The sequence below is a fragment of the Paenibacillus sp. JNU01 genome, from assembly GCF_059130585.1.
Window position 1 is genome coordinate 2,475,871 of the sequence record NZ_CP169723.1, and the last position, 23,577, is coordinate 2,499,447.

At 48.2% G+C, this 23,577-nt stretch carries 20 protein-coding genes and 1 other annotated feature; all 20 genes read right to left on the reverse strand.

The window, feature by feature from the left end; genetic code table 11:
* Nucleotides 1-3: 3 nt before the first annotated feature.
* Nucleotides 4-666, reverse strand: coding sequence for a septum site-determining protein MinC (gene minC, locus NLBNIHML_RS10780; protein ID WP_017692615.1), 663 nt, complete (start codon nt 664-666; stop codon nt 4-6).
* A gap of 74 nt (nt 667-740) precedes the next feature.
* Nucleotides 741-1,274, reverse strand: a complete 534-nt coding sequence (gene mreD, locus NLBNIHML_RS10785) for a rod shape-determining protein MreD (RefSeq protein ID WP_036605906.1) — start codon at nt 1,272-1,274, stop codon at nt 741-743.
* Nucleotides 1,274-2,146, reverse strand: a complete 873-nt coding sequence (gene mreC, locus NLBNIHML_RS10790) for a rod shape-determining protein MreC (protein ID WP_339237077.1) — start codon at nt 2,144-2,146, stop codon at nt 1,274-1,276. The genes mreD and mreC overlap by 1 nt, the downstream gene beginning before the upstream one ends.
* A 185-nt stretch (nt 2,147-2,331) precedes the next feature.
* Nucleotides 2,332-3,366 (reverse strand): rod shape-determining protein, encoded by a 1,035-nt coding sequence (locus NLBNIHML_RS10795; RefSeq protein ID WP_024633969.1) that lies wholly within the window; start codon nt 3,364-3,366, stop codon nt 2,332-2,334.
* Nucleotides 3,367-3,550: 184 nt separating this feature from the next.
* Nucleotides 3,551-4,240, reverse strand: a complete 690-nt coding sequence (radC, locus tag NLBNIHML_RS10800) for a RadC family protein (RefSeq protein ID WP_339237080.1) — start codon at nt 4,238-4,240, stop codon at nt 3,551-3,553.
* 37 nt (nt 4,241-4,277) lie between these two features.
* A complete protein-coding gene (locus NLBNIHML_RS10805) occupies nt 4,278-4,889 on the reverse strand; it encodes a Maf family protein (protein WP_339257032.1) in 612 nt (203 codons plus the stop codon).
* 93 nt (nt 4,890-4,982) lie between these two features.
* Nucleotides 4,983-5,225 carry a DUF4321 domain-containing protein gene (locus tag NLBNIHML_RS10810; RefSeq protein WP_047841183.1) on the reverse strand — a complete coding sequence of 81 codons (243 nt, stop codon included), beginning with the start codon at nt 5,223-5,225 and terminating at the stop codon, nt 4,983-4,985.
* Between the two features lie 145 nt (nt 5,226-5,370).
* The gene (locus NLBNIHML_RS10815; protein ID WP_494354354.1) at nt 5,371-6,594 is read right to left on the reverse strand and encodes an SPOR domain-containing protein; all 1,224 of its coding nucleotides are present in this window, start codon (nt 6,592-6,594) and stop codon (nt 5,371-5,373) included.
* A 116-nt stretch (nt 6,595-6,710) separates the two neighbouring features.
* Complete coding sequence (gene murC, locus NLBNIHML_RS10820; protein ID WP_339243187.1) at nt 6,711-8,030, reverse strand: UDP-N-acetylmuramate--L-alanine ligase; 1,320 nt, start codon at nt 8,028-8,030, stop codon at nt 6,711-6,713.
* Nucleotides 8,031-8,086: 56 nt separating this feature from the next.
* A complete protein-coding gene (locus NLBNIHML_RS10825) occupies nt 8,087-9,463 on the reverse strand; it encodes a bifunctional folylpolyglutamate synthase/dihydrofolate synthase (RefSeq protein ID WP_339237086.1) in 1,377 nt (458 codons plus the stop codon).
* 78 nt (nt 9,464-9,541) lie between these two features.
* Nucleotides 9,542-12,208 carry a valine--tRNA ligase gene (locus NLBNIHML_RS10830; RefSeq protein WP_494354355.1) on the reverse strand — a complete coding sequence of 889 codons (2,667 nt, stop codon included), beginning with the start codon at nt 12,206-12,208 and terminating at the stop codon, nt 9,542-9,544.
* Nucleotides 12,209-12,275: 67 nt separating this feature from the next.
* Nucleotides 12,276-12,557: a binding site (T-box leader), on the reverse strand.
* A 155-nt stretch (nt 12,558-12,712) separates the two neighbouring features.
* A complete protein-coding gene (locus NLBNIHML_RS10835) occupies nt 12,713-14,227 on the reverse strand; it encodes a LysM peptidoglycan-binding domain-containing protein (protein WP_339237092.1) in 1,515 nt (504 codons plus the stop codon).
* A 307-nt stretch (nt 14,228-14,534) separates the two neighbouring features.
* Nucleotides 14,535-15,440: an RluA family pseudouridine synthase gene (locus NLBNIHML_RS10840; RefSeq protein WP_472476638.1), complete on the reverse strand. Its 906-nt coding sequence runs from the start codon at nt 15,438-15,440 to the stop codon at nt 14,535-14,537.
* Complete coding sequence (gene hemL / locus NLBNIHML_RS10845) at nt 15,437-16,741, reverse strand: glutamate-1-semialdehyde 2,1-aminomutase (protein WP_339237097.1); 1,305 nt, start codon at nt 16,739-16,741, stop codon at nt 15,437-15,439. The genes NLBNIHML_RS10840 and hemL overlap by 4 nt, the downstream gene beginning before the upstream one ends.
* A 26-nt stretch (nt 16,742-16,767) precedes the next feature.
* Entirely contained in the window at nt 16,768-17,769 is a 1,002-nt protein-coding gene (hemB, locus tag NLBNIHML_RS10850; protein WP_017692601.1) for a porphobilinogen synthase, read from the reverse strand.
* A 100-nt stretch (nt 17,770-17,869) separates the two neighbouring features.
* Nucleotides 17,870-19,432: a uroporphyrinogen-III C-methyltransferase gene (cobA, locus tag NLBNIHML_RS10855; protein ID WP_339237099.1), complete on the reverse strand. Its 1,563-nt coding sequence runs from the start codon at nt 19,430-19,432 to the stop codon at nt 17,870-17,872.
* 4 nt (nt 19,433-19,436) lie between these two features.
* Complete coding sequence (gene hemC / locus NLBNIHML_RS10860; protein ID WP_494354356.1) at nt 19,437-20,393, reverse strand: hydroxymethylbilane synthase; 957 nt, start codon at nt 20,391-20,393, stop codon at nt 19,437-19,439.
* Between the two features lie 2 nt (nt 20,394-20,395).
* A complete protein-coding gene (locus tag NLBNIHML_RS10865; RefSeq protein WP_494354357.1) occupies nt 20,396-21,046 on the reverse strand; it encodes a precorrin-2 dehydrogenase/sirohydrochlorin ferrochelatase family protein in 651 nt (216 codons plus the stop codon).
* Nucleotides 21,047-21,051: 5 nt separating this feature from the next.
* Nucleotides 21,052-21,879 (reverse strand): cytochrome c biogenesis protein CcsA, encoded by an 828-nt coding sequence (gene ccsA / locus NLBNIHML_RS10870; RefSeq protein ID WP_445252757.1) that lies wholly within the window; start codon nt 21,877-21,879, stop codon nt 21,052-21,054.
* 14 nt (nt 21,880-21,893) lie between these two features.
* On the reverse strand, nt 21,894-23,279 hold the full coding sequence (gene hemA / locus NLBNIHML_RS10875; protein ID WP_339237104.1) for a glutamyl-tRNA reductase: 1,386 nt from the start codon (nt 23,277-23,279) through the stop codon (nt 21,894-21,896).
* Nucleotides 23,280-23,577: the final 298 nt, after the last annotated feature.

The window sequence follows — 23,577 nt, forward strand, 5'->3', positions numbered from 1 at the left end:
GAGCTACACTCCTTTAAACACATTAAAATCTCGGCGTAACCGAACGATATTGCTCATTTTGTCTATCTGCATCTGATTGTCCTGTAAGTAAGCAAATTCCATTCCGGTCTCTCGGCTCTCCCATTCATCGGGAGGACGACTGATGATATCCGCAATACGTAGCTGCGTCGGTGCAAATACCGATGCCGCAATGATTGCTTCCTCGTCCCCGCCAATTCCGGCATGAGCCATACCTCTGAGTGAACCCAACACATATATATCTCCGGTACACGTCACTGTGCCCCCCGGATTGATATCTCCAAGAAACAGGAGATTTCCTTCATGATGAAGCACCTGACCAGAACGCACCATACCACACATGGTTACAATCGGCGGCGGTCCTTTAACCTCCGGTTGGAGTGCAGGTGAATCGATGGATCGAATAAGCAGATTCCCTTTTTGTTTCAGTATATCGAGAATTGCTTCTTTCTGGTCCTCTGTCACTTCGCGGGCACCCAACTTGATATCCACATGAACAATCGGTCCGGTCAAAATATTTTGATGGCTGTGTTCCAGCTTATAGCGGAGCTCATAGAGCAATTCCTCGAATTCACATTGATCGTCCAACAGGAAAACCAGGCCGTCTCGGATGCCTTTAATCGTTACGTGATTCGATTTTACCGTCATAAGCCTGTCCCTCCCATCTCATTACATTTCGTGCCCGGGGCCCCAAGTTCCTGCTTTGCGCTCCATAAATGTATTTAGGAAGCTTCTTCTGTCTTGCTCCGTCTCTTGCCGATCCGCTCCAGTTGTTTCCGAAGCGGGACATATATGATCAAGGCAAACACAAAATGAATGAACAAATTAGGAATCATGTATTCAATCAACGCCCAGTCAAAGGTCACGTGGTTAAGTTGGAAGAGCTTGTACAGGAAAAATAGCATGGTGTCATTCAGCAGACTTCCCAAAATGACAACCGATACCATAACGGGCAGTGGTGCACGAGGTGCTTGAAAAATGAGTCCCATCATGTACGCCGATAATCCCATCGAAAATCCATAAGGTCCAATCATCTCGCCGTAGAATACAACGTCATGCAATAGTCCAAAAAATATACCGAGCACTAGTGCCGTGTGTCGGTGATGATATACGGCGATAAACAAAATGACGATATAGACCAGATTGGCAGAAATACGCATCTGCCAGCCAGAAGGAATGAGCAGCGGCAAAATCGTACCTTCCGCAATGAACAAAACGAATAACAACAGGAACAAAACTTGCTTGCGCGTTACCATTATTCTTTTACCTCAGGCGGGATAATGACAATCAACTCTTTCCAATCAAGGAAACTTGCATATGGCTCAATTGTAGCTGTTTTGGTTAAACCATACTCACTTTTCTCGACACTCTTCACTTTCCCAATCCGCATGTACTTCGGAAAATTGTTTATAATTCCAGAGGAGATGATCTCATCATCCTTTTGGATATTAGAATCTTCTGAAATTTTGGTCATCTTGAGCATGCCCGTCTTCGGATCATAACTCTCAATCATACCAAACACCTTCTCCTTACCTACTGCCGTTGCTGCAATGGCGTTGGATGTTGGATCATTGGCGTCCATGGACGTTAACAGATTAACTGTTGATGTATAGGAGCTGACATGACTAATCACGCCGACTAGCCCTTCTTGCGAGGTTACAGCCATCCCCGGCTTAATTCCCGCATTTTCACCAATATCAATGTTAATGGTTCTGCTATTCGGATCTGAATTGGCACTGATAACCTGAGCAATTCGTGAACCATAATTATACCGATTCTTCTGTTCTTCGGTGAAATTGAGCGCTTTCTGAAGCTGCTCATTCACTTGCTCCATATCATTGTACTTCAGCCGATCCCGGGTATAGTGACCCATCGCGATACGAAGCTCTTCATTCTCTTGATATACCGTACGCATGTTCGCTACATCTTTAAAAAAGCCCGCTACATAAGAAGCGGGCTTGTAAAATACGTATTGTACAAATCCAACTGAATCCTTCAGGAATTTCTCCGGCCAGGATAGAGTGGTTCGCGGACTGAGCGTAAAGCCCATTAACGCGATAAATGTAACAAGGCCCACCAGCAAAACAAAAAGTCTTTTGTTGCCTAGCAGTTTAAACAGTTCGAACACCCTCTAACATCCATATTCTCTTCCGAGCCATGCCCGGCGGGGAGACTGTCAGACTTGTAGTCCCTGCGAGAATATCAGCCGATCCTCCCCTGTTAAGCGGGTAATAGCTCATCCCCGGGGTTAACCGGGTCCTCTATAAAGATATCTTGCCACTTATTCGCAATGTCAAGTTAGGCAAATACCGATTAACGTTTGGAACGAACTGCCGAACTGCTTCTGCTTTTGAACAAATGAATATTCTCTAGCGCTTTACCTGTTCCGATTGCTACACAATCCAGCGGATTCTCAGCCACGATGACAGGCATTCCTGTCTCACCAGCCAGAAGCTTGTCCAGATTGCGCAGAAGCGCCCCACCACCTGTAAGAACGATTCCACGATCCATAATATCGGCCGCAAGTTCTGGTGGGCATTTCTCAAGGGTTACTTTTACCGCTTCAACAATTGCATTCACCGTATCAGCCAATGCTTCGCTGATCTCGTCCGAAGTAATCGTAATGGTCTTCGGCAGACCTGTAACGAGGTCACGTCCACGAATTTCCATCGTTTCTACTTGCTCCAATGGCATTGCTGATCCGATGTCCATCTTCAACTGCTCCGATGTACGCTCACCGATCATCAGATTGTATTGGCGTTTGATGTATTGAATAACGGATTCATCCATCTCGTCACCTGCTACGCGAACCGAACGGCTCGTTACAATCCCACCAAGAGAGATAACAGCCACTTCCGTTGTACCGCCACCAATATCGACAACCATACTACCTGTTGGCTCCCATACAGGCAGATCCGCACCAATTGCAGCTGCAAAAGGCTCTTCAATTGTATAGGCTTCGCGTGCTCCAGCCTGTTTCGTTGCATCTTCAACCGCACGTTGTTCTACAGCCGTGATCCCGGACGGTACACATACCATCACGTTTGGATGACGTTGGAACATGGAGCGTTGTTTCTGCGCCTCACGGATGAAATATTTGATCATTGTTGCCGTTGTATCAAAGTCGGCGATAACGCCATCTTTCATTGGACGAATGGCACGAATGTTACCTGGTGTACGTCCAATCATTTTTTTGGCAGCTTCACCTACTGCTTCAATGCTTTTTGTATCTGTGCGTATAGCGACTACCGAAGGTTCGCGCACCACAATTCCTTTTCCTCGTACATAAACCAACGTATTTGCTGTCCCCAAGTCAATACCCAAATCTTTCGTAAAACCACCAAACATAACATATTCTCCTTTTCTGCCTCATATAGCCGCTCTATTCAGATCCAGAGCGTGATAATTTCATTCCCACGTAACACGTGGAGCTAATATTCGCATTTGTTTTTTTTTCATTTGTAAAGTGAACCTATCTTTTACGGACAACGCCGTTAACATTCATAGGAAAACATCAACGCCAACCATTATATTATACTAAGCCCTTCTCCTTCAAACTTACGTACGTTCCATCTCCGATAATTATATGATCAAGCACGTCAATACCAACAATAGCGCCTGCTTCAATCAGTCTCTTGGTTATTTGGATATCCTCCGGACTGGGCGTAGGATCACCGCTCGGATGGTTGTGTGCGCACACAATAGATGCGCTGCTGCATTTGATGGCAGCCCGGAACACTTCACGCGGATGTACAATCGAAGCGTTAAGGCTGCCCATGGAGAGTGTTTCCTGGGCAATAATATGATTTTTGCTATTCAGAAAGAGACACACAAAATGTTCTTTTTGCAAATAACGCAATTGTTCGATCAGGATGTCAGCTGCATCACGCGGTGTACGGATTGAAGCCGACTGTGTGAGTCTGCTCTTGGCAATCCGATGCCCCAGCTCAATGCCAGCTTTCAATTGTACAGCCTTGGCATTGCCAATCCCTTTCATCGCAGTCAATTCTTCCAGACTCAGATCCATTAACGAGCGAATGCCACCCGTTTCGGTCAGAATCCGCTGTGCCATATGCACCGCGGATTCCTGTCTTGTGCCTGTTCGAAGTAAAATGGCCAGCAATTCAGCATGGCTTAAGGCGCCCGCCCCATATTCCATCATGCGTTCTCTCGGGCGTTCTTCCTGGGGGATGTCGCGCATCATGTATTGAGGCGACTCCATATGTTCCCTCTTTTCATTTCACAACATTTGGCTTCATTCATGTTCGTGGCAACACATGTACGCCGAACCCGTCCAGCATGTCACTTAGCAAGGATAGCGGCAAGCCAACCACATTAAAATAACATCCTTCAATACGGTCGACCAGTGAAGCGCCAATGCCCTGAATGGCATAAGATCCTGCCTTGTCCGAAGGCTCACCTGTCTTCACATAAGCACGGATGGTCGCATCCGACAGTTCTTTCATCGTTACATCGGTCTGGCGGTAATGAACTAACGACTGTCCATTGCCCGCATCGATACAAGCGACGCCCGTAAACACCCGATGCACACGGCCCTGCAGCTGGGATAACATACGTTCAGCATCCGCTTCATCTACGGGTTTGCCCAGAATCTCACCATCCAGAACAACAACGGTGTCACTACCAACAATAATGGCTTCCTGCTCGCGGCCTTCAAGCCCCCGATACACAGCAAGCGCCTTGCGCAAAGCAAGCTCCTGTACCGTCTGTTCAGGGGTCCACTCTGGCGGTGTATCTTCATTGGCATGACTTGGTATTACATCAAACGCTAGGTGGAGTGATGCGATCAGTTCCTTGCGCCGAGGCGATGTGGAGGCCAGAATAATAGGGCGCTGCTTTGTGTTATCCAAAATGAACGGCTCCTTATGCCACGGCAACATCCTGTCCGGATCACGATAATAGATGTCACTGGTTAATTTTTTTCGTCATAACTCGTCATTCTCCTACAGTCTGCGATATAGCCACACAGCGGCAATCATACCGATCAGACTCAGAAGGCTCATTTGAAATTGAAGTGAAATATCATAACTGATAATATCAAGATCAGCCTGCGGCGACCAACGTATGGTCGTGGCTTTCGTAAGAAAGGCTACTGCCTTAACAGGCTGCAGTGCCTTGGCGATCCACGCTCCGGCCATCCAGCCGAGCAGCAGAAACAGCAATAACATGCCGAAGTTTTTTTTCATCGGTAATCTTCCCTCGCCATTTTTTGACACCCACATTATTATACGGGGTTTTGTACGTCAATACAAACACAAATCCGGCAAGGGGAACTATTTCCAGTTCCTTGCCGGATGGGTAATTCCAAGCGTTGTTATGGGAAAGAGCATGTTACTGCTTAATCGCTTCGAGCCATTTTTTCTGCTGTAGTACATATTCCATCAGATCGGACTGCACGGACCACATGTGCACATCATCCGGATTTTTGTTGTACTCTGCAATAGCCGTTATTGCATCGTTCATTGATTTCTCCATTCCACCAACAATAGGCTGTACCTCCGCAGTCAGGCCGGGTGAGAGACTATTCAAACCGGTTAACCATGACTGGTGTTTATTCTGAATCGCGGTCATCGTTTCTGCAGAGACTGCTGTCGGTGCAGATTGTCCCAATTGCTGAATGGACAAGGTAGACAATTGTTCGACCAGTGCAGAACTGTTTGTGAAGAAAAGCTGCACATCCTCTTGCTTGCCACCGAATATAGCCGGATTGATCTCAGGGTTCACGATCTCCTTGACATACAGTTCGACTCCCTGAGCTTTTAGCCTGGAGCTAAGTAGCTTGGCCTCTTCACGGTCAGCCGAAATGCCTGCATATACTCGATTACCATCTTCAGGATCAGACCCTGCGGCTATACCTGCCTGAGCCAGTTCAAGCTTGGCCTGCTCAGCTCGTTCAGGAGAACTGAACACGCCGTATTGAAGTGCATAATACGTGCTGCCAGTCGCCGCTGTCTGCAGTTCTGTACCTGTAGCCCCCTCCTGACCAGTCACAGTGGAAACTGCCTGATTGGCGGGCAGAAGATCGTCTGGCTTGACGGCTCCTTCTTTATTAAAAAATGAGAGAATCACCATGCCAAAGAGTGCTCCGGTAACAAGTGCCCCAGTGACAGAACCAATCATTTTCCAGCCCCTTGGAGGACGATTGCGCTTATAGGAATAGTTCTCGGAATCTGCAAGCCAGTCATGGCCCTGATCCTCTTGGGCATTGGACCGATAGCGACGCTCTTCCTCCGGATCTTCTGAATAATTATCATAACCGTAACCCGAACGGTTTCCTAGATAATGGTGCTCATCCAAGTTCGAGTTCGAATCAGGGCTCACCCGCTCGTCAGGTTCAGGGACAGTAGAGCTTGTCAGCACCGTCTCTCCCCAGTCTCCGGGAATATCCTCTGGCGTCCATGATGGGGTCGTAACCATCTGCTTAGGCGTTAGCAGTTGATTATGCGGTAATTCTTCACTTAACGACACCAATGGACTGGATGCGGAACTCCTCTTGTTTTCAGGCTTGTCCGACTCATGATCCCCGAAGCGAAACGTCATTCTAGCATTGCTCACCCGTACCCTCTCCTTTGTCCATTTATATCAGCTATATGCAGAGGAGGCAGAAGACATTCCAATTAACGCAAAAAACCGCCTGCTTCATATCGAAGACAGGCGGTTTCGCAAATGATCTATTTCAAGCCTTGGGCAAGTGTATCTCCAACTTTCCAGATATCACCTGCACCCATCGTAATCACCAGGTCTCCTGGCTGCAAACGATGCTGCAGATCAGCTACAACTTCTTCTTTCGTAGGAAGGTACCGTGCAGAAGCATTACTGTTTTGAACGATTAGTTCAACCAGTTTGGCGGAGGTTACCCCTTCGATCTGTTTTTCGCCCGCAGGAGAATAAATATCCGTAATAAGCACCTCATCCGCTTCCGCGAAAGCACGACTGAACGCATCCAACAGGAAGAACGTACGCGTATAACGCTGTGGCTGGAATACCGCAATAATACGTTTGCCTGTCGCTTTGGCTGCACTAATAGTCGCTTCAATCTCCGTCGGGTGATGCGCATAATCATCGATGATCAGCATATCACGCGCCTCGCCCAATACCTGGAATCTGCGTTTGGCTCCGTGGAACTGGATGATCGCTGCCACAATCTTCTCAAATGGAATACCTGCTTCCAGACAGGTAATTACAGTAGCCATCGCATTATAAACGTTATGCTTACCTGGCACTGATAATTCCACCGTGCCCATAGGAGCACCCTGATGATTCATCGTAAAGGAGATACGGCGATCGCCCAATACAATATCCGTTGCCGTATAATCCGCAGCACGATCAATACCATAAGTTGTAATTCGTGACTTGAGTTCTGGCAAAATCGCTTGAACATTCTCGTCGTCTGAGCACACAATGGCTGTTCCTTCCGGACGAATCTGGCTCAGGAACTGCACATAAGCCTTTTTGAGTTCCTCAAAATCACTGTTGTAATTCTCCAGATGATCTGCCTCAATATTGGTTACAATACCGAGCCATGGATGGTACTGCAAAAATGAGCCATCGCTCTCGTCCGCCTCGGCAACTACCCAGTCGCCCTGGCCTGCCTTGGCGTTGGTGCCCACATTCATGATCTCTCCGCCAATGATATATGTCGGGTCCGTATCACATTTATCCATAACCAGTGCAATCATGGATGAGGTGGTGGTTTTACCGTGGGCTCCAGCCACAGCCACACCTTTACGTTCATTTAACAAACGTGCAAGCATCTGGGAACGATGCAGAATCGGAATGTTGAGCTCTGCAGCTGCTACCCGTTCCACATTATCAGCAGGCGCTGCCGTAGAGTAAACAACCAGGTCTGCTCCAGTGACGTGCTCTGCTGTATGGCCGATATATATTTTCGCTCCCTTGGCTGCCAACTTCTCGGTCAACTCCTGTGAAGCGACATCCGATCCGGTAACGGTGTATCCCATTTCCAACATAACTCTAGCGATGGCACTCATGCCATATCCGCCAATCCCTATAAAATGAACGTGTTCCGATGTATTTAACAAAACTTTCACCAACCTTTTTCAGAATCGGTTTGATGCAAAAGGGCTGCCCGCACATCCGCAATCAGGTACAGTGTGCCGGAGACCACCCCCAGATCCTCCGCTTCCGTCCGTGACTTCAATAGATCAAGAGCCTTTGCCCATTCGGGCTCGACGATGATTTCCAGTTCCTGCTTCGCAAAGGCGGGACGTACCCGTTCGACAATCTGCAGCAATTCATCTGCAGCCATTTTGCGTCGGAAGTCTGGCTCGGTCAGGATCAGCGTATCCACTAGTGGCAGTATATGCTGCAAATATGATTCGTGATGCTTATTTGCCAACATACCCATCATCAAAATTAACTTGTTGTGAGGATAGACATCCGTAATGCTCTTGGCCAGCGACTCTGCCCCTTCCGGATTATGTGCTCCATCGAGCACAATTCGGGGTTCATCGACGACTTTTTCGAATCTCCCTGCCCAGAAAGCATTCTCCAGTCCAAGTGCGATATCGTTATCATCCAGCATAAATGCCATGTATTGTCTAAGCAATTCGAGCACCATCAGTGCGGCCGCTGCATTGTCACATTGGTGTGAGCCCTGCATGCGGATGCGAACGTCCAGGTCACGAAAAGGGCCTGTAAAATGAAAAGATTGTCCGTTCTCATTACTCTCCAGTCGATGATAAGAGAATTGATTTCCAGCCAAATACAGGCTTGATTGAAGCTGCTGTGCTTTCTCCTGAATCACTTTCACAGCTTCGGGTTGCGTCGCGCAGGTTACAACGGGTACTCCCGGCTTGATAATGCCTGCCTTTTCTCCAGCGATCTGCTCAATCGTATCTCCAAGCACATCCGTATGATCCATACCAATGTTGGTGATGACGGACACAACAGGCGAAACAATATTCGTTACGTCCATCCTTCCCCCCAGCCCCGTCTCCCATACCACAACATCAGGGTAGCACTCTTCTGCATAATACAGAAGCGCGAGAGCCGTAGACACCTCAAACATCGTTGGGGAACCAAGCGGTGTAGATGCCATTTCCATAACCAGCGGTCGCAAACGGTTAGAGATCTTCAACAGTGTCTCTTCCGGAATATCCTCGCCGTTGTATTGAAAACGGTTCGTAAACTTGGTGATATAAGGCGATGTAAAGGTACCCACATCATATCCAGCCTGAAGAAGCACTGACGTCAAAAAAGCGCAAGTCGAACCTTTGCCGTTCGTTCCCGCGACGTGAATAAATTTGAGACGTTGGTGAGGATTGCCTAACATAGACATCAGACCCTCGATTCGTTCCAATCCAGGTCGGATGCCAAAAGGAATAAGGCCATTGATCCAGTCCACGGCCTCGTTATACGTAAGTAAAGGAGCTGCTGCATCTGTCCCGTCTAATTCCGTCATCTGATTCACCTTCGGTTCCGAGTTTGAGTGAAAAAAGCGGCCGGATGGCATACTGGCTCTCCATCCGACCCAAATATATTAACCTTTCAGTTCCTTGATTCGTGCGATCACTTTATCCCGTTTATCGGAATAATCTGCTTGCTTGGCGCGCTCTTCCTCAATAACTTTGGCAGGCGCTTTGGCTACAAAGCCTTCATTCGACAGCTTTTTCTCCACACGGAGTACTTCGCCCTCAAGGTTCTGCAACTCTTTCTCCAGACGAGCCACTTCCTGTTCGATATCAATAAGACCTGCCAGCGGCAAGTATAGTTCTGCCCCTGTGATGATTGCAGTCATTGCCTTATCCGGGGAGCTCAGATCCAGCCCACTATCGAACTCGGACGTGTTACAGAAACGTTTGATGTAATGACTGTTACGTTCGATGATGCTGGACGCCTCAGGGCTGTTTGCTTTCACCATCAATTCAATCTTTTTGCTCATAGGCACGTTCACTTCTGCACGGATGTTCCGAACTGCACGAATGGTATCCATGAGCAGGTTCATCTCGGCAACAGCCTCTGGATTCTCAAAAGCAGGATCATATACCGGCCATGCTGCCAACGTAATCGTCTCACCTTCATGCGGCAGATGCTGCCAGATCTCTTCGGAGATGTATGGCATAAACGGATGAATCAGGCGCATGGTCTGATCCAGCACATAAGCCAGTACGGATTGTGTTTTCTTCTTGGCAACCGGATCTTCCCCATAGAAGGACAGTTTAGCGAACTCAATGTACCAATCACACAGGTCATCCCAGATAAAGTTATACAGCACACGACCTGTTTCCCCAAATTCATACGCTTCGATTAGACGCGTAATATCGCGGGAAGTTTCGTTCAGACGGTGCAAAATCCAATAATCCGCTGTACCAAGCTCTCCGCTGATGTCACGATCCTCATAGATGAATCCTTCCAGATTCATCAATGCAAAGCGCGAAGCGTTCCAGATCTTGTTGGCAAAATTACGAGCCTGCTCCACCCGTTCCCAACGGAAACGGAGATCCTGGCCTGGCGTGCTGCTGGTTGAGATCATGTAACGCATTGCATCTGCGCCATATTTCTCGATCACATCCAGCGGATCTACACCGTTGCCCAGTGATTTGGACATTTTACGTCCATCTGCATCACGAACAAGACCATGCATCAGCACATCCTTGAACGGAATCTCATCCGTGAATTCCAGTGCAGTGAAAATCATACGTGCAACCCAGAAATATATGATGTCATACCCTGTCACAAGTACACTTGTCGGATAATAACGTTGCAGATCTTCCGTATCTTCCGGCCAGCCTAGTGTGGAGAATGGCCATAAGCCGGAGCTAAACCAAGTATCGAGTACATCTTCGTCCTGTCTAAGCTTGCGTCCTGCATTCTCTGGCAGCGTTGTCGGATCTTCAGCAGATACGATGATTTCACCCGTTTCCTCATCATACCAGGCCGGAATACGATGTCCCCACCACAGTTGACGGGAAATACACCAGTCACGAACGTTCTCGATCCAGTTCAGATATGTTTTCTCGAAACGGTCTGGAACAAAATTAACCCCTTCGCCGCTCTGTTGTTTCTTGATCGCTCTCTCTGCAAGTGGCTTCATCTCAACAAACCACTGAGTAGACAGATACGGTTCAACAACAGCGCCGGTACGTTCACTGTGTCCAACCTGATGCGTATGATCCTCGATGTTGATCAATATGCCTTGCTCTTTCATATCAGCAACAATCTGCTTGCGGCATTCACTGCGATCCAGTCCCTGATACTTACCAGCTTCTGCATTCATTGTGCCACTCTCATCCATTACCGTAATCTGTGGCAGATCATGACGAAGACCTACTTCAAAGTCATTCGGATCATGTGCAGGCGTGATTTTTACTGCACCACTTCCGAACTCTTTATCCACATAATCATCAGCGATAATTGGAATTTCGCGTCCAATGATAGGCAGTACAAGGACTTTGCCAATCATATCTGCATAGCGCTCATCCTTCGGATGAACAGCGACCGCTGTATCACCCAGCATCGTTTCAGGACGCGTTGTTGCTACTGTGACGTAGCCACTTCCGTCTTTGAGCGGGTAACGCAGATGGTACAGGTGACCCTGAACCTCTTTATATTCAACCTCAATGTCAGACAGGGCTGTCCGGTTCACCGGGTCCCAGTTAATGATGCGTTTGCCGCGGTAAATAAGGCCTTTTTCATACAGTTGAACAAATACTTTGCGAACCGCTTGGGACAGACCTTCATCCAGCGTAAAACGTTCACGTGAGTAGTCAAGGGACAAACCCATTTTGCCCCATTGCTGACGAATGGTTGTGGCATATTGATCTTTCCAATCCCATACTTTCTCCAGAAACTTCTCGCGTCCCAGATCATAACGAGTCAGACCTTCTTCACGCAGCTTCTGCTCCACTTTGGTTTGGGTAGCAATACCTGCATGGTCAGAACCCGGAAGCCACAGTGCATCATAACCCTGCATCCGTTTGGTGCGGATCAGAATATCCTGTAGTGTAAAGTCGAGCGCATGCCCGATGTGCAGCATCCCAGTCACATTTGGGGGTGGAATTACAATCGTATACGGCTCGGCATCTTTACGTTGACCGGCTTTGAAATATCCGCGCTCCATCCAGGTGGAGTACCATTTGTCTTCTGCCGCTTTAGGATCGTAAGTGGTCGGCATTTCTGTTGCAGCTGATTTTTTTTCCTCAGACATGTGTCATTCCTCCGTTACTTCATCTTCATCATCTTCGCCAAAAAAAACAAAAAAAACCTTTCATCCATCAAAGGACGAAAGGTTAGCTTTCGCGGTACCACCTTTGTTTCACGCCGACAGCAAGGTAGACTTCCCCCTCTGTACATGACGTGACACTTCAAGCAGATAACGGCTGCTACCGGCCCATCCTACCTCAGAAATAAATGACGATAAAGCTCATTCATCCCTTGAATTCAAACAGGCAACTCCCGGGCGACTTCGATCAGTTGGTTCCTGCGGAATCTCACAGCGTTGCAATTCCACTCTCTGAAAGGTCATACTGTCTACTACTCCCGTTCCACGTTGTTCTTCAAAAAACCTACACACATCATACCTTGCTCGTGCGCGATAGTCAACCTGACAACAGCGGATAAAGTGCGCTGGAATGCAGGTTTAGGGCAAATCATGCAAAAACCCGCAATCCTCAAGGGGATCACGGGTCATAACGAAGGCTTTAACTGCGGATTAAGGGATGTACAATATCTGACCTTCTTCCACAACTTGTTCAGATAATCGATTATACAACTGAAGTTCCCTCGTGCTCAATTGATATCGATCCGCAATGGCATCCAGTGTATCTTCCCGCTGGACGATACACAACTTCACTTTGCGGAATGGCGTCTGATCCACAATCGTTCCCAGAAACAGATTCTTCCATTCCACATCCTCAGGTGCATACGTTTCTTCCTGTATCACACCGGCTGGAACCTCTTCGCCTCTCTCCACTTCAGCATCGCGTGCTGATCTGCCGGAGGATAACAAGGAAGAGATCCCCACACCCTCCTCTTGTCTTGGAGCGGATTCCTTTTTACTGCCAAAAGCAACCTTCATCTCCGGCTTGTCTTCCGTCTCAGCAACAGGTTCAGGGACAAATGCTTCATTCTGCACAAACTCATCTACCTCAGTCGCTTCAAAAGACTGGCGTTCTTCCTCTGCATTGCCTGCTTCGGACGTACCGAATACACCTTGCCAGTTCTCCGCTTGTGGTTCAACCGGAACATCAACTGCCTGATTCTCCTGCTGAGGGACAGATCTCGCTGATTCGAAATGCCATACGTCCGGTCCGTCCGGTACATCTGCTGCTGCGAACTCATTAGATGATTGAGCAGCAGGTTCTTGGACTTCTTGATCTGAATTTCTAGGCTCTGTAGGCAATGCATCCACGGAAGGCTCGGACCACGCTGAAGACTCATCTTCCAGAGGAAGCAATGGTTCCGACTCTGGGTAAGAAGCTAACCGATCAGCGGTCTCAGCCATAAATGACGAGATGGGAGAAGGTTCGCTGTATGGCTCCTGGGATGCCAGTTCATCTCCATTCGCTGTCAGAGATGCAGGATCTTCGTTTGCATCAGGTTGTCTGTTTTCGTTAGCGTACTCCGCACTTTGCTCCGCCGAGGATAAGTTCGCATATTCCTGATGATATTCGGGGGCACCATAGGCAAGCTCTGCTGCATTCGCAAGTCTCTCTTCCTCACTCCGCTGGAGCAAATACTCTTGTGCAAATGTGTTAGGATCGCTATCTGTCTCTTCTGCTTCATCGGAACGGTTGGATTGCTGAGCATCCGGTGAGTGGACTACTGTAAACTCATCTGCTGACCACACTTGCGGCTCTTCAGCATGAAAGCCCTCGATGCCTCGCAGCGACAACACGCCAGTAATGTTCAGACTGCGGTTGGACAACAGATCCACGTCAAAATTTTCGATCTCAATGGAAATATCCTCAATGGATCTGACTCGGTTCAGCGGCACTGTAATCTCCACGGGAATGAAATGTTTGAGCTCTTCTGAAGCCTCATTTTCTCCTCTGTACGCACCTGTAAGTAAAAGATGCCCTCTTAAGGTGGCATGATCATCCTGCCCTATGACTTGAATGCGCGGGTATAATTCAATCTCCTCCAATTCCTCAATCGCAGGAACTCCCTCAGACAAATGAACGCGCTCATAAATATCGAACCGCAAACCATAAGGTTGATTCAACAAAGGTGGCGTCCTCCTTTCGGCATATGTTCACCATGATCCTTCTCATGGGACTGATCCATGGTCCAAATCCTTCGTTACCCCATCTATATGCCTTGAATGAGATGAGCATGCCACCTTTTGAAAAACCTTGCTATATAAAGCGAAATAGAGAATGTTGCACCTAGCCACTTCGATGACAGAATAACCTTCCGATCACTGTTATCCCCAGATTTTTTTGATTCCCTTCTTCAAAGGGAAAATCCGGGGATAGACTATACTTCCGAAGCAGCTTTCTTTCAGAAAGCTTTTAGGCGAAACAAATAGTGTATTAGTAAGCCTTTTCGCGCTCTGCCAGTTGTGTAAAATCGGACGGCCAAGGGTCATTTACTTCAATCATGGCTCCAGTTAACGGGTGGTTAAACTTCAACACTTCTCCGTGAAGCGCCTGCCTATCAATGGCATCCGCTCTTCCTCCATACAACTCATCACCGATGAGCGGATGTCCCGCATAACTCAGATGTACACGAATTTGGTGTGTGCGTCCTGTGTCCAGCTTCAATCGTACAAGAGTTGCCCGTTCCCACACTTCGACGATCTCCACATGCGTAACAGCTTCTTGACCACCTTCAGAGACACGTCTGCGCTGTTTGTGATGTCTGTCCTTGCCAATGGGAGCATCAATTTTGTGCAGTTCGCGGGATAGTTGTCCCCCTGCCATGGCTACATAATGGCGACCAATCTCTTTGCGGCGCATCGCTTCATCCAGTTTGGCGAGAGCAAAAGCATTTTTGGCATACAGGACAGGTCCGGTTGTATCCTCATCCAGTCGATGAACATGGCGTACACTTGCCTGTATTCCGTTCATCTCATAATAGGAGGCAACCACATGATCCAGCGTGATGGCCTGATCAGCGCGGCTTCCATCCGGATGCAGTTTCATGCCTGCCGGTTTGTGCATAACCAAACAGAAATCATCCTCAAACAAGACCTCCGCCTCAGCCCAGCGTGGCTCGACATCGATTGGCTGGGACGCAAAAAGGGCCAGCCGAAGCCGGTCCCCTGCGAGTTGTATTCCTCGGTTTGCTTTAAGCTGACGTAGCAGTTTCTCCGGAAATTGAAGTTCAGACAATAGCCATTGCTCCGCAGCCATCTGTTTGTCCGAGCTGCCGGTTACGGTTTTGCCTGGCATCAGCTCAAGCCATTCCCCGCGGCGTTTCCAACTTTTGATCGTCATAGCGATTGAAGAGCTTTACGATTCGCCTCGATCGTATCGTCAATATCTTGCTCCGTGTGCACACCAGAGACAAACATGCCTTCGTATTGCGAAGGCGCAACACTCACACCTTGATCAATCATGGCCGCAAAATAACGACGGAATTGATCCAGATTGCTTTCTTTGGCAATATCATAATTAGTTACCGGAACGGCACTGAAGAATGGACAAACCATGGAACCCACACGGTTAATAGTTATCGCGACACCCGCCTCAGATGCATTTTTCTCAAATCCGGCTTGCAGACGTGCAGACAGTGTCTCCAGACGGTCATAGACCTCTGGTGTTAACAATTTGAGCGTGGTATATCCTGCTGCCATAGCCAGCGGATTCCCGCTTAGTGTACCTGCTTGATAGATCGGTCCCGTAGGAGCAATCTGTTCCATCAGATCCCGGCGACCACCATAAGCACCAACCGGGAGTCCGCCACCGATAACTTTCCCCAGACAAGTCAGGTCGGGTGTAACCCCATATCGTCCCTGGGCACAGTTCAACCCTACGCGGAAACCGGTCATGACTTCGTCAAAAATAAGCAGGCTGCCATATTGCGTCGTCAAACTGCGCAAGCCTTCCAGGAAGCCAGAAGCCGGAGGTACAACCCCCATGTTACCTGCCACAGGTTCCACAATAACAGCGGCAAGTTCTTCACCATAACGTTCAAAAGCAAGTGTCACAGACTCCAGATCGTTATAAGGTACCGTAATGGTATTCACAGCTACGCCTTCAGGCACACCTGGACTATCTGGCAGACCCAATGTTGCAACACCTGAGCCAGCCTTGATCAGCAAACTGTCTGCATGTCCATGATATGATCCTTCAAACTTCAGAATTTTACTGCGTCCGGTTACCCCGCGTGCCAGTCGAATGGCACTCATGGTTGCTTCCGTACCGGAATTAACCATCCGCACAATATCGATGGAAGGTACACGCTCACAGACCAGTTTCGCCATCTCGGTCTCCAGCAAGGTAGGTGCACCAAAGCTTGTTCCTTTAAGGGCTGTCTCACGCAAAGCTTCTACAACGTCAGGGTGTGCATGTCCCATGATGAGTGGACCCCACGATCCTACATAGTCAATAAAAACATTGCCATCAATATCGTAGATTTTGGACCCTTCGCCGCGCTCCGCATAGATTGGCGTAAGTCCCACCGATTTGAATGCGCGTACAGGGCTGTTCACCCCCCCGGGTATGTACTGCTTCGCTTCCTCAAACGCGCTACGTGAGCGCTCATCATTACGACGATTACCTTGTTGTACAGTCATGTGTATCCTCCCCAATGTCGATTATTTTATTTCTCAGCCAACCAGCGAGAAGCGTCTTTTCCGTAGTAGGTAATGATCATATCTGCACCCGCGCGTTTCATACTGAGCAGGATTTCCATGGCTACTTTTTTCTCATCGATCCAGCCTTGAATCGCCGCCGCCTTAACCATGGCATACTCGCCACTTACATTATAGGCAACAAGCGGAAGATCAAATTGATCCTTGATGGTGCGCATAACATCCAGATAGGAAAGGGATGGTTTTACCATCAACATGTCCGCTCCTTCCAGCACATCCGTTTCGGCTTCACGCAGAGCTTCTCGTGCATTGGCCGGGTCCATCTGATACGACTTGCGGTCCCCGAATTGTGGCGTTGAATCTGCTGCCTCGCGGAATGGGCCATAGAATGCAGAAGCATATTTTACAGAGTAGGACATGATCGGAATGTGACTGAATCCATTCTCATCCAGCCCGGCACGGATCGCTTGTACAAATCCATCCATCATGTTGGATGGTGCAATAATGTCCGCTCCTGCTTTGGCTTGGGACACTGCCGTTTGCACGAGCAGATCAAGTGATTCGTCATTTAACACATCTCCGCAGATGTGACCGTCAATCTCCACGGTGTGTACCATACCGCAGTGACCGTGATCTGTGAATTCACACAGACAAGTATCTGCAACAACCAGCAGCTCTGGGTACCACGATTTGATCAATCTCGTCGCTTCCTGCACAATGCCATCTTCAGCGAAGCCAGATGAACCCACACTATCCTTCGTCTCAGGAATACCGAACAATAACACGGCTGGAATTCCCAACTCGGCAATTTCTGTTACTTCTTCCTGAAGACGATCCAGCGAGAAACGGAATACCCCAGGCATGGATTTGATTTCGGATTTAACATTTTCTCCATACGTTACATAGATCGGTTGAATAAAATCATCCACGGTTAGATGGGTCTCTCTGACCATATTGCGAATACCTGTGGATTGGCGTAAACGGCGATGCCGTACAATTGGAAAACTCATACGTGTAAACCTCCCTGAAAGTGTAATAGAGCAAAAAGGGAAGCGCGCTGGTATCCTATCGAATTCAGCACGCTTCGTATGTCAACATATTACTTGTGTATTAATTCCGAAGAACGCCTTCCTTGGCGCTTGTCCGTTTCCAGTCACATAGAACTGTGATCAAGCTATCCATCGTTGCTTCCTCTGCCATGAGTGTAACACGCAGTCCAGCGGCCTCTGCTGTCTTCGCTGTAACCGGTCCGATACATGCAACCTCCACATCTTTTAACAAAGGTAGCGGATCCTGCAATCCCATCCGTTTCAACATACTCATGAAGTTGGTAACCGTCGATGAACTTGTGAAGGTCACCGCATGTATACCGCCTTCTTCAAGCAGCTTGAGCAGTTCATCATCATCTTCACCAGCGAGGATCGTATCATAGATGATGGCTTCGGTGACTTGAAGTCCTCGTTCTCTCAGCTGGTCACGTAACCACGTACGAGCCAGATCACCGTGCGGAAGCAGGACTTTCTGGCCTTCCTTCAGTTCACTTTCAAAAGTCTCAAGCATGCCTTCGGCCTGGAAAGGACCTTTGACGACCTCTGCAACGATGCCATGTTTGCGCAAAGCGTCTGCTGTGGAAGGTCCTACGGCAGCAATTCTTGCCTGATGAATCGAGCGAATATCCTTGCCTTCCTGTTCCAAATGGCGGAAGAAGAACTCCACGCCGTTCACACTTGTGAAAAATACCCAGTCATAGGTATTTAAAGCACTGAACGCGTCTTTGACACTTTGCTGCGCAGATTCACTGGAAGGCATGACCGTCTCAATGACCGGAAACTCATACGGTTCGCCGCCGAGTTCCTCAATGCGATTCACGAGTTCACTCGCCTGACTGCGAGCACGGGTCACCAGAATTCGTTTGCCAAACAGCGGCAGCGCCTCTGCCCATTTCAACTGTTCCCGTTGATTCACGACATCCCCTACCACAATAACAGCAGGCGGTTGGAAATTGGCTGCGATCACTTTCGCTTCTATATCTTCAAGGGTACCTGTAATGGTATCCTGTTCCGCTCGTGTTCCCCAACGAATCAGTGCTACTGGTGTTTGTGCTGGACGACCATGACGAATCAACTGTTCGCTGATATAGCCAATCTTGGCAACACCCATCATAAATACAAGTGTGCCCGTCGCATTCGTCACTTTATCCCAATGGATGCTGCGATCGAGCTTGTCCGGACTTTCATGCCCCGTAATGATGGAGATAGAGGACGCATAGTCACGGTGTGTCACGGGAATTCCGGCATACGCTGGCACACTTATCGCAGCTGTTACCCCAGGCACAATCTCAAATGGAATGCCGTTTTTGTGCAGCAAATCCGCCTCTTCGCCCACGCGTCCAAAGATCGTCGGATCGCCACCTTTAAGCCGTACCACAACCTTGCCTTCCAGAGCCAGATCAACCAACAGTTGATTGATCTCTTCCTGTTTCATCGTATGCCGATCCGGGCGCTTGCCCACGTAAATCTTAACCGCGCCAGGTTTCATTTGTTTCAACAATCTCGGACTTGCCAAACGATCATAGACTACAGCATCGGCTTTACCGATGGATTCCCACCCTTTTACCGTAATCAGCTTTGCATCCCCAGGACCTGCTCCTACCAAAAAGACCTTCCCCACCATGTCTTCATCCCCTAACTTCTGCCAGTATCTGCTCTGCTCCCTGTTCGATCAATCTCCAAGCCACTTCTTCTCCCAGACGAACCGGGTCTTTGCCAGTCAGAGCTTCCTTAAGAATCAGTCCACCATCCGGTGTACCGACCATACCTGTTAATTGTAACGTGTTTTTGCCATTCAGGGAATCTGCATCTTGCTGAGGCACCCACACCGCATGAGCACCAATCGGAACCTGACAACCCCCATTCAATACACTGAGAAAACGGCGTTCCGCCTGTACAGGAAATGCTGTCTCGGGATCATTATACAGCTGCAACAAGTGCAACAATTCCTCATCGTCTTCACGGCATTCGATACCAAGCGCCCCCTGGCCCACAGCCGGAAGGCAAGCTGTCTCGGTCAAGTACTCGGTAATCCGGTCTTCCCAGCCCATTCGGTACAACCCAGCAGCAGCCAGAATAATCGCATCAAGGCCTTCAGTCTCCAGCTTCCGCAGACGGGAATCGATATTGCCGCGAAGCGATTCCAATTGCAAATCTGGACGATAGGCTTTTAATTGACTGGATCGGCGCAGACTGCTTGTCCCAACTCTTGCGCCTTCTGGCAATTGATCCAGCGTAAGTCCACCATTGGAAATCAGCGCATCCCGTGGATCTGCACGACGGGGAACAGCGCCATTAATTAATCCTTCGGGTAACTCGGAGGGCATATCCTTCATGCTATGCACAGCCATATCAATGGTACGATCAAGCATCGCCTGTTCAATTTCTTTGACAAACAATCCTTTGCCTCCCACTTTTGACAGCGTTACATCCAGAATGAGATCTCCCTTTGTAACAATCTTATGTACTTCAAAGTCAAAAGCTAATCCTTCCCGCTCACAAATGTCGCGTAAATCCTGAATGACATGACCTGTCTGGGTTAGCGCAAGCGCGCTCTGTCTACTTCCAACTTTAATTGTACGCATATCTATACTTCCTCCTGATTACGGGATATCCAGTCCCCGATTTCTTCTTCGGTCCACCACCGGAAATGGCCTGTACGAATATCTTCTAGTATGTTCATCTCAGTTAACTGCCGAAGCAACGTACTTCTAAGACTAGCAGAAGATACGCGTGCCTTCACCTCGGTCCTCATCTGGTGCAAAAACTCAAGATACGTCTCATACTCATCACCGAACTGTCGTTCGAGTGTGGCTCGTATCTCAGCAGCTGCTGCCGGCCCCGCCCCTGCTGTGGATATCGCTATGCTTAATCTTCCACGTCTGACTACGCTTGGCGTAATAAAGCTGCTGTGCTCCGAAGACATCGCGTCATTCACCAATATGCCCGCATTCCCAGCATCCCGAACCACAGTTGAATTGACCTCTGATCGGTCAGTCGCTGCATATACGAGAAAGGCCCCCCGCAAATCTCCATTGCGGTAGGACCGGTCTATCCATTGAATTCGGGATTCATGATGCAGTTGTTTTAATAAGGGAGTAAGCTCCGGACTGATGACCGTAATCTGAGCCTCGGCATGCAGCAATCCCTTAATTTTACGCTCGGCAACACGCCCACCACCAACCACATAGCACTTCATGCCTGAAGTATTTACAAATATTGGTGTGTAACGTTCCATCTCCTTCACTCTCCCGTCCAACGATGAAACGCTGAATACGCATTGGATAAAAAACTCACAATGACCAATCCGTATCCGATCAGTGTCCATCTTGCCATGATGATCGTAGAGAACTGTTTTCTTCTCTTGAATACGAAGTAACCTACGTAGATGGCTATAGCAAGACCTGTAGCAATTACTTTGAGGTCCAGTAGCAAGATCCATCGTCTTTCCGCCACAATAGATAATACGGCAAGCATTACAGAAACACCAAGGAGCGGTGTTCCGATCAACGTAGCACCATCCATGTACTTACCGATCACTTCCAGGCTCGGCAGCCGGCGCATCGTATCATTCCACTTTTTTTTCTTCAACTTATGGTGCAAGAAAAGATATAACAAGGCAAATACCGTAGCAACGGTTAACGCCGCAAAACCAAGATTCGCCAAGGTAATGTGCATGATGAGTAATCCATGTACTGTTTGCCAGTTATGCAGGGATATCTCTCCGGCCGTAAACCACAGGCGGTTTAATACCGTAACGGAAAAACCTACAACATTCAGCAATAAAATCACAAATTCAGAACGCTGGATACGAGTCATGACAAGAGACATCAGCACAATACTGAATGAAAATATAAACAAAAAATCAAAGGTGGTGTAGATGGGAAAATGCCCTTCAGTCCACATGCGCAAAATGACATGTGTGACCTGAAGTCCCCAAACAACGACAAGAAACCCTGTGCCTGTCCGCTTCGCCCCCGCATTGCGTCGAATGCAGTCCGAGAAATAGAACAGTAGGCTCAGGGCATACATATAGATTAAAGCTTCATAGACTTGTTCAGCAACGGTCAAGCTGCCCACCCGCCTTATACGCCTGCCGGAGCATAAGCCGGCACGGGGTCTTGCCGGTTTTCGTTAAGGTGAGCGGCTGGTTTAGCCAGAGCTGTGGCGTCACTCTGACTCACTTTTTCAGCGGCCATCTCCACTGCATTTTCCAAAGCGAAAATCTGAGTAAACATGCGCAGAGCTTCATCACCTTGCTTCGTTCCTGCCATTTCCTTAATCCGATTAATCGGATCTGTCGTCATTTGATTCACAATACTCTTGGTCAAACGACGAATGACTTTACGCTGATGTTCATCAAGCTCAGGCAGTTTATTAAACAGGCTATCCATCGTTTCTTCATGAATGGAGACACCTTTTTCCTGCAAAGCGCGAATAACGGGACGAACACCCAACGTTTTGAGCCAATGGTAATAATCTTCCATCTCAAGCTCAATCATTCTCTCAATCTTGGCAGCTTCCACCTTACGCATCTCCAGGTTGCTCTCCACGATTCCTTCCAGATCATCAATGTCATAGAGATATACGTTGGATAACTCAGCAATCGCCGGATCAATATCCCGTGGAACCGCAATATCAATCAGGAACAATGGACGGGATTGACGACGCTTCATGCTCTCCCGTACCACTGCCGCATCCATGACATAACGTTCAGCTCCAGTAGAACTAATCACAATGTCCACTTCATTAAGACGATCTAATGCTTGTTCCATCGTACAAGGTGTGCCCCGGAACTTGGCTGCCAACTCTTCGGCTCTTGCGAGCGTACGATTTGCCACGATGACTTCGGATGCCCCGTTGGCATAGAGATGTTTCACGGTTAGTTCACTCATCTTGCCGGCACCCAATATGAGCACCTTCTTATCTGTGAACATGCCAAAAATCCTCTTACCAAGCTCAACAGCAGCATAACTGACAGATACGGCGCTCTCCCCGATGGAGGTCTCCGAATGGGCCCGTTTGCCCAGTGTAACTGCCTGTTTGAACAGCATATTAAACCAGGTACCTGTTGATTTCTCTTCCTGAGCTTTAAGAAAAGCCTGTTTCACCTGTCCAAGTATCTGAGTCTCACCAATGACCATGGAATCAAGTCCGCAGATCACACGGAACAAATGGCGCATGGCTTGGTCATCTTCATATATATATAAGTGTTGCGTAAATTCTTCCCGTGGTACATTAAACCATTGTTCCATGAATGTTCGAATAAAATAACCACACATGTGAAGACGGTCCACCACAACATACAACTCGGTACGGTTACATGTGGCTACGATTACACCTTCCAATACACTCTTGGTCAGCTTGAGCTGCTGCAGCGCTTCAGACAAGTCCTTTTCTGCAAATGTGAATCGTTCCCTAACCTCTACAGGCGCCGTGCGATAATTCAAACCAACGACAACGATGTGCATTGCAAGTTCACCTGCCTAATAAATTTCCAATCAAAGTGCTTACTGCATATGTCTATCCATTTATGATTGACATGGTTAATTATATCACACATCATAGCCGTGACCGGGTCATTTTTATGAAATGTTTATGAAATCCCCATGTTCATCATCATATGCACTGTCATTTATTGTAGTGTCTCACCAAAGTTCCCCGTTATGCGTTAAAAAGTGTCGATTATGAATATTCATAATGATATGGACATTTAAAACAAATAGCCATGGAATGATTCCATGGCTATTAAAGTTTGGGAGGTTATGC

What these genes read in the sequence shown, in the direction of transcription:
- hemC (WP_494354356.1), bottom strand. Translation starts at nt 20,393, where the DNA reads ATGCGTACAATTAAAGTTGGAAGTAGACAGAGCGCGCTTGCGCTAACC.
- hemB (WP_017692601.1), bottom strand. Translation starts at nt 17,769, where the DNA reads ATGAGTTTTCCAATTGTACGGCATCGCCGTTTACGCCAATCCACAGGT.
- minC (WP_017692615.1), bottom strand. Translation starts at nt 666, where the DNA reads ATGACGGTAAAATCGAATCACGTAACGATTAAAGGCATCCGAGACGGC.
- hemA (WP_339237104.1), bottom strand. Translation starts at nt 23,279, where the DNA reads ATGCACATCGTTGTCGTTGGTTTGAATTATCGCACGGCGCCTGTAGAG.
- NLBNIHML_RS10810 (WP_047841183.1), bottom strand. Translation starts at nt 5,225, where the DNA reads ATGAAAAAAAACTTCGGCATGTTATTGCTGTTTCTGCTGCTCGGCTGG.
- NLBNIHML_RS10825 (WP_339237086.1), bottom strand. Translation starts at nt 9,463, where the DNA reads ATGACGGAATTAGACGGGACAGATGCAGCAGCTCCTTTACTTACGTAT.
- murC (WP_339243187.1), bottom strand. Translation starts at nt 8,030, where the DNA reads ATGAGTGCCATCGCTAGAGTTATGTTGGAAATGGGATACACCGTTACC.
- NLBNIHML_RS10795 (WP_024633969.1), bottom strand. Translation starts at nt 3,366, where the DNA reads ATGTTTGGTGGTTTTACGAAAGATTTGGGTATTGACTTGGGGACAGCA.
- NLBNIHML_RS10865 (WP_494354357.1), bottom strand. Translation starts at nt 21,046, where the DNA reads ATGGAACGTTACACACCAATATTTGTAAATACTTCAGGCATGAAGTGC.
- NLBNIHML_RS10840 (WP_472476638.1), bottom strand. Translation starts at nt 15,440, where the DNA reads ATGACGATCAAAAGTTGGAAACGCCGCGGGGAATGGCTTGAGCTGATG.
- mreD (WP_036605906.1), bottom strand. Translation starts at nt 1,274, where the DNA reads ATGGTAACGCGCAAGCAAGTTTTGTTCCTGTTGTTATTCGTTTTGTTC.
- hemL (WP_339237097.1), bottom strand. Translation starts at nt 16,741, where the DNA reads ATGACTGTACAACAAGGTAATCGTCGTAATGATGAGCGCTCACGTAGC.
- NLBNIHML_RS10830 (WP_494354355.1), bottom strand. Translation starts at nt 12,208, where the DNA reads ATGTCTGAGGAAAAAAAATCAGCTGCAACAGAAATGCCGACCACTTAC.
- cobA (WP_339237099.1), bottom strand. Translation starts at nt 19,432, where the DNA reads ATGGTGGGGAAGGTCTTTTTGGTAGGAGCAGGTCCTGGGGATGCAAAG.
- radC (WP_339237080.1), bottom strand. Translation starts at nt 4,240, where the DNA reads ATGGAGTCGCCTCAATACATGATGCGCGACATCCCCCAGGAAGAACGC.